Here is a 6,294-nt window from a genome sequence, read left to right on the forward strand (position 1 = left end):
CACCTCAAATTAAGAAGAAATACCCAAAAAAACAGGGGAACTCGACTCAACCAAGCTGGCGAGGGGGACGCTCCAGCCGCGCCTTGGGGGCGTCTGGCATATACAAGGAAGGAGAGAGGAAATCCGGCGCATCGGGTTCGAGCACGGCGACCGTCAGGCTGTCACCGGTCAGCACCGTCATGGCGAGGGCCGAGGTGAAGCTGCCACAGGGCATGGCTTTCTCCAGGGTACGCTCGCTCTGGCTGCAATGGGGAGTCAGGGTGCAGAGATCCGTCGCCGCCCGGCTACCAAACGACATCAACACCATCAGCAAGCTCCACAGAGGGAGCCAGCGGCGGGCGCGAGCGAGTTGGCGACGGGTCAGAACCATGACAGGCCTCGGTTATCAAAGGAGGCCTATGGTAACCCTTGGCCCTGGGGGAGGGTCAAGTCTCCCTCCCTGTGGCAGATCAAAAGAGAGCGTGATTTGGGAAAAAGATGACAAGCCGACTGCTGGTCAGCGGGTGTCGGCAGCGATGCCCTGGTCGATGCAAAAGCGCGGTGTCATCCGTCTCCAACACTGGCGGGACAAGGCACTTCTTGCTAACGTCGCAACTCGATGTACCTTCAATTTTTTGCCGACAAGAGTCTCCTTTCAGGTTATGACCCCATGAAACGCATTCTGGTTATCTTCTCACACCCGGCGCTACAGAGCTCCAGGGCCAACAAACAGCTGTTGCAGGCCGTCTCCCATCTGGAAGGCGTCACCGTACACGACCTCTACCACCAGTACCCGGACATGTTCATCGACGTGAAGCGTGAACAGGAGCTGCTGAAAGATCACGACATCATCGTCTTCCAGCATCCCTTCTACTGGTACTCCTGCCCGGCCATCATGAAAGAGTGGATGGATCTGGTGCTGGAGTATGGCTACGCCTATGGCCCCGAGGCCCATGCGCTGGCCGGTAAACAGTGGCTCTCCGCCATCACCACAGGCGGCGCGCCCGAATCTTACTGCAGTGCGGGTTACAACCAGCGGTCCCTGCTCGACTTCCTGTTGCCATTCCAGCAGACGGCACTGCTGTGCGGCATGGATTGGCTGCCTCCCTTCGTGCTGCACTCCTTCCACAAGTTGAAGGATCCCCAGGCGCTGCACCGTTGTGGTCAGGATTATCGCCAGCTGATCTGCGCCCTGCGCGATGAACAGCTGACACCGGCGCAGCTCGGCGAGAGCGCCTATCTGCGCGATCTGCTGGAGGTACTCTCATGACATATCAGGCAGTAAACCGGCCCACTGCAGCGGGTCGGATGGATTCATTCACAGGGGAGGTCCGCTGATGGGACACGGCTTGTTGTTTGATGCGCTAATCTATCTCTCGGCCGCGGTGATCGCCGTGCCGCTGGCCAAGCGCTGGGGGCTGGGCTCGGTACTTGGCTACCTGCTGGCCGGCATCATCATAGGTCCCTTCCTGCTCGGTCTGGTGGGCGAGCAGAAGGATGTGATGCACTTCGCCGAGTTCGGGGTGGTGCTGATGCTGTTCCTGGTCGGGCTGGAGCTCAAACCGGCCCTGCTGTGGCAACTTAAGGGGCCCATTCTCGGCACCGGCGGCCTGCAGGTGCTGCTCACCAGCGCCGCCCTGACCGGGGTCGCCAGCCTCATCGGCCTGCCCTGGCAACAAGGGCTCGCCATCGGCCTCATCCTGGCGCTCTCCTCCACCGCCATCGTGCTGCAGAGCCTGCAGGAGCGCAAGCTGATGCAGAGCGAGAGCGGCCGCTCCGCCTTCGCCGTGCTGCTGTTCCAGGACATCGCCGTGATCCCCATCCTGGCGGTGCTGCCGCTGCTGGCCATCGCCCCTGTGGTCAGCAATGGCAATTCGGATCTGGCAGGCTGGCAGCACGGTCTGTTGGTGGTCGCCGCCATCGCCGGCATAGTGCTGGGCGGTCATTACCTGATGCGGCCGGTATTTCGCGCCATCGCCCAGTCTCACATGCGGGAGATCTTCGTCGCCGCCGCCCTGCTGCTGGTCATCGCCATCGCGGTGCTGATGGAGTCGGTGGGGCTCTCCCCCGCCCTTGGCTCCTTCCTGGCCGGGGTGGTACTGGCGGACAGCGAGTATCGCCACGAGCTGGAGGCGGATATCGAGCCCTTCAAGGGGCTGCTGCTCGGGTTGTTCTTCATGTCGGTCGGTGCCGGCATCGATTTCAGCCTGTTTGCCGAGCATCCCCTGCTCATCCCGGCGCTGGTGATCGGCCTGATGGTACTGAAATGGCTGGTGCTGATGGCGCTCGGTCTCATCATTCGCATCTCGCCCGGCCAGCGCTGGACCTTCGGGCTGGCGCTGGCTCAGGGGGGGGAATTTGCCTTCGTGCTGTTCTCGTTCGCCACCCAGAACAAGGTGCTGCCAAGCGAGACCATCTCGTTGTTGACCCTGGTGGTCGCGCTCTCCATGGCGCTGACGCCACTGCTGCTGATCCTCAACGATCGCGTGATCCAGCCCTGGTTCGACTACCGCAACCAGGCCGACGTACCCCTGCATGAGCAGCCCGAGTTGGTCGAGCACCCGGTCATCATCGCCGGTTTCGGCCGCTTCGGTCAGATAGTGGGTCGCCTGCTGCGTGGCCACGGTATCGGCACGACCATCCTGGAGCAGGATGCCAGCCAGATAGAGATGCTACGCAAGTACGGTTATCAGGTGTTTTATGGGGATGCCAGCCGGCTCGATCTGCTGCACGCCGCCGGCGCCCACAAGGCCAAGCTGCTGGTGCTCTCCATCAATGATCCCGCCACCTCGCTCGAAGTGATTGAAATGGTGAAGAAACACTTCCCGCACCTTAAGATACTGGCGCGTGCCCAGGACAGACCCACGGCCCACGAGATCCTGCGCCTCGGCGTCGACAGCGTGCACCGTGAGACCCTGGGCTCGGCGGTGGATCTCGGGGTCGAGGCCCTGACCCAGCTTGGCTTTAGGGCCAACCAGGCCTGGCGCGCCGGCCAACTGTTCAAGCAGTATGACAACCGGCTGCTGCGCGAGCAGGTCAACTATCTGGACGACGAGCACACCTATATCAACAAGAGCCTGCAATACCGGGAGATCCTCTCCGATCTGCTGCAAGATGATCAGGAAGGACAGGAGCGTACCCACGCCCACAACTGGAACAGCGGTCTGCCCGACAACGACAAGGAAGCAATATGATTGCCTATTACCCCATGTTCAAACACCTGCACATGACCCTGGCGCTGGTCAGCGTGCTGCTGTTCCTCTACCGCTGGCTGCTGGCGCTCGGTGGCAGTGCCCGGCTGCAGCAGAAGTGGCTCAAGATCCTGCCCCACGTCAACGACACCCTGCTGCTGCTGTTTGGGGTGCTGCTGGCCGTCACCCTGCAGATGAGCCCGGGCCAGCAACCCTGGTTGATGGCCAAGCTGATTGCCCTGGTGGTCTATATCGGCCTCGGCGTCATGGCGCTCAAGCGGCCGGCCCGTAGTCAGAAGCTGATCGCCGGTCTGGCAGCGCTGGCCGTCTTCGGCTACATGGTCGGTGCCGCCATGACCAAGTCCGCCTGGTCCTGGCTGGCATAACGAAGTGCTTTGTCGGTGGGGGCATGGGCCCTCACCGTATCTCCTCCCCCTCATTTCCCCCTGTTTCCACTGCTTCCTTTCTCTTCGTTGGCAACAACGACTTTGTCTCTGCCGCTTTTTTTGGCAAAATTACAGCCTCAAACAAGGCTCATCACGATTAGTTTTACTATACATATCATTTAGTTGCGTTTGAATGTATGAAAATGGCGACAGTTGTCGCAGCAAAACTTGCGACATAGACTGTCGCAAGTCATGGCTAGGATACACTCAACGCTAAACCAGTGAAGGCATGCACCATGAGTAAGAAGCTGTTACGACAACTGACCTTGGCGCGTTGCATCCCGCACCGCCCTTACAAGCTGACCGCCAGCCAACTTCAGGTAAAACTGGAAGAAGAAGGCATACACGTCAGTCTGCGTACCGTGCAACGGGACCTGGAAGAGATGTCCGGCATGGGGTTGTTCGACCTCACCTCGGACGAGCGCAGCAAACCCCATGGCTGGTGTTTTGAGCGACATGGTCTCAATGACTTCGCCAACATCATGCCGCTCTCGCTGGCCGTGGCCCTGAAAACCTGGAGTGATCAGGCGAGCCATTTGCTGCCGGCGAGCGTATTGACCGAATTGAACCCGCTGGTCGACAAGGCTGGCCAGGTGATCCGCGACAGCCAGAGCGAGCTAGCGGAGCGCTGGCTCGAGAGCGTGCACCAGTCGCCACGCCCCTTCGCCGGCAACCCGGAGATCCGTCGCAGCACCCTGATCCGCGACGCCCTGTGGCGTGGTCGCAAGTTCAGCGCCGAGATCCAGCGTGTCATCAAGGAACGTACCGTCTGGCTCTGCTATGACCGCATCAACCCACTCGGCATCCTGAACCAGCCGGATGGCCCCGTGCTGCTCTGTACCCTGTCCGAGCTGGATCCCAAGGTGTATGGCATCCCGTTCGATCACATCAAGAACGTGGAACTGACCAACTTCAGCGCGACCCAGCCCAAGGAGTTCAATATCCAGAAGCTGATCCGCGATCAGGGTTATCAGGACGTCAGCGGCCCGATCCGCTTCGTTGGCCGCATCGATGCCAACTGTCCGACCCTCATAGATGGTCAGATCCCGGGCCACAACCCGCGGATGACCCGCTACGACAAACGCAGTGTAGTGGTAGAGACCGAGGTACAAGATACGCCCGAGTTTCGCTCCTGGTTAAACAACATGAGCGGCAACCTGGAAGTACTGGCCCCCGAGTCACTGCGCAAGGCATACCCGACACCGGGTACCCGCGTCAGCTGATAGCCACGACACATGAAAAAAAGCCGAGCCTGGTCTCGGCTTTTTTGTACGCATTTCAGGCATATTTACTCAATTAATTTTTAACTGTTACACCACGGATTGAGCCGCTTGTACCATCGTTTTCCTCCCGCTTTTCGGTTGTGAGAGATCCGCCATTCCTCCTGTAAGACCCCTCAGTGTTGAACCGTACGTGAAGCCATCCCGGGCCTGTCATACTTTCCCAAGAAACTAACTAACACACTGATATATATGGTTAATAACTCATGCAGAACAAAGATTACTCAGCGCAAGGCGGTGTTCGATGGTCTCTCACGCCTTGTTCTCGTTCACGCTTGCCTTAATATGGGTCTCACAAGGACGGCGCTGGTTCGGCAGGATGCAGAAACAACGCATAAATAGGGAAAACCACAGGATGTGGTTGGAACACCTCAGGATGAGGCTGATAACCCGGATGGTTATCACAAGGGATGACAGGACAACCGCAGGATGCGGTGGTTGGACACCTCGGGATGAGGCAGAGTGGTACGGATTACTGCTCTTCAGGATGAATGGAACCTCGCAGGAAGCGACAGGAACGGCTTCAGGATGAAGCGAGATAATCAGGATGGTTATCTGTCAGGAAGACGCAAGGAACACCACAGGATGTGGTAACGGACACCTCCAGGACGGAGATGGTGAAGCAATCAGGAACGATTGCCAGGCTAGGATGGCCACAGGACACCTCAACGGATTGGGAAGGGGAAATTCCGAAGGACAGGATAGAGTCAGGGATTGCAGGGAGCATGGCAGTTCAGGGACTGGACTAGATGACTTGAGGGGACGGCAAACGCCGTCCCCTTTTCTTTATGCTCGAGATCAGGCGCTAACATCGGCTACTACTGTCAGCCTTGACCATTCAAGCCAGCCAGGCCACTAGCGCCCTCTCCTCCTATCGAGCCGCTCTCTCGGCATATCGCTCTCAGAGACCTCACTCCATCTCACAGACACTATCACGGTGAGCTCCTCGAGCATCTGATAGGCCCGTGTTGCTCAATCTGCCCAACGACATTCCCTCTCCTCTGCCTACCGAACTCTTCCAGGATCTGGTGAGTACCAACTATCTGCGCATCGCGCGCATCGTCTCCCTGGGCCATCAGACAGCCCCCGGCGAATGGTACGATCAGGATGAGCACGAGTGGGTGTTGATAGTGCAAGGCGAAGCCAGCCTGCTGTTCTCCGATCCACAAACCCAGGAACAGCAGCTGGTGCTGCTGGGGCCGGGCGATCACATCAACATTCCCGCCCGCCAGAAGCACCGGGTGGAGTGGACTCATCCTGATGTCCCGACCATCTGGCTCTGCGTGTTCTATTAGTAATGCTACTGAAACAAGACAGGTATCGTTAAAACTGATGGGGATCAGCGGCGTAAAGAGGGGATATGAGAAATTTCAAACACAAAAAAGCCCAGTCGTTAGA

At 58.7% G+C, this 6,294-nt stretch carries 6 protein-coding genes; 5 read left to right on the forward strand and 1 reads right to left on the reverse strand.

The window, feature by feature from the left end; genetic code table 11:
• Positions 1–46 precede the first annotated feature (46 nt).
• Positions 47–370 carry a hypothetical protein gene (locus BN1137_RS06790; RefSeq protein WP_050717848.1) on the reverse strand — a complete coding sequence of 108 codons (324 nt, stop codon included), beginning with the start codon at positions 368–370 and terminating at the stop codon, positions 47–49.
• Positions 371–649: 279 nt separating this feature from the next.
• On the opposite strand from BN1137_RS06790, the gene kefF reads away from it, so the two are divergent.
• The 5 genes from kefF (at position 650) to BN1137_RS06820 (ending at position 6,191) form a co-directional block, all read left to right on the forward strand.
• Positions 650–1,249, forward strand: coding sequence for a glutathione-regulated potassium-efflux system oxidoreductase KefF (gene kefF / locus BN1137_RS06795; RefSeq protein ID WP_050717849.1), 600 nt, complete (start codon positions 650–652; stop codon positions 1,247–1,249).
• A 67-nt stretch (positions 1,250–1,316) separates the two neighbouring features.
• Positions 1,317–3,173: a monovalent cation:proton antiporter-2 (CPA2) family protein gene (locus tag BN1137_RS06800; protein WP_050717850.1), complete on the forward strand. Its 1,857-nt coding sequence runs from the start codon at positions 1,317–1,319 to the stop codon at positions 3,171–3,173.
• Complete coding sequence (locus BN1137_RS06805) at positions 3,170–3,556, forward strand: SirB2 family protein (RefSeq protein ID WP_050717851.1); 387 nt, start codon at positions 3,170–3,172, stop codon at positions 3,554–3,556. Before BN1137_RS06800 ends, BN1137_RS06805 begins: the two co-directional genes overlap by 4 nt.
• 296 nt (positions 3,557–3,852) lie before the next feature.
• Entirely contained in the window at positions 3,853–4,839 is a 987-nt protein-coding gene (locus BN1137_RS06810) for a helix-turn-helix transcriptional regulator (protein WP_050717852.1), read from the forward strand.
• A 1,022-nt stretch (positions 4,840–5,861) separates the two neighbouring features.
• Complete coding sequence (locus BN1137_RS06820) at positions 5,862–6,191, forward strand: cupin domain-containing protein (RefSeq protein WP_232306902.1); 330 nt, start codon at positions 5,862–5,864, stop codon at positions 6,189–6,191.
• The last annotated feature ends 103 nt before the right edge of the window (positions 6,192–6,294 follow it).

The sequence above is a fragment of the Aeromonas tecta genome, from assembly GCF_000820185.1.
In the GTDB taxonomy this organism is placed as follows: Bacteria; Pseudomonadota; Gammaproteobacteria; order Enterobacterales; family Aeromonadaceae; genus Aeromonas; species Aeromonas tecta.

What these genes read in the sequence shown, in the direction of transcription:
- kefF (WP_050717849.1), top strand. Translation starts at nt 650, where the DNA reads ATGAAACGCATTCTGGTTATCTTCTCACACCCGGCGCTACAGAGCTCC.
- BN1137_RS06800 (WP_050717850.1), top strand. Translation starts at nt 1,317, where the DNA reads ATGGGACACGGCTTGTTGTTTGATGCGCTAATCTATCTCTCGGCCGCG.
- BN1137_RS06790 (WP_050717848.1), bottom strand. Translation starts at nt 370, where the DNA reads ATGGTTCTGACCCGTCGCCAACTCGCTCGCGCCCGCCGCTGGCTCCCT.
- BN1137_RS06805 (WP_050717851.1), top strand. Translation starts at nt 3,170, where the DNA reads ATGATTGCCTATTACCCCATGTTCAAACACCTGCACATGACCCTGGCG.
- BN1137_RS06810 (WP_050717852.1), top strand. Translation starts at nt 3,853, where the DNA reads ATGAGTAAGAAGCTGTTACGACAACTGACCTTGGCGCGTTGCATCCCG.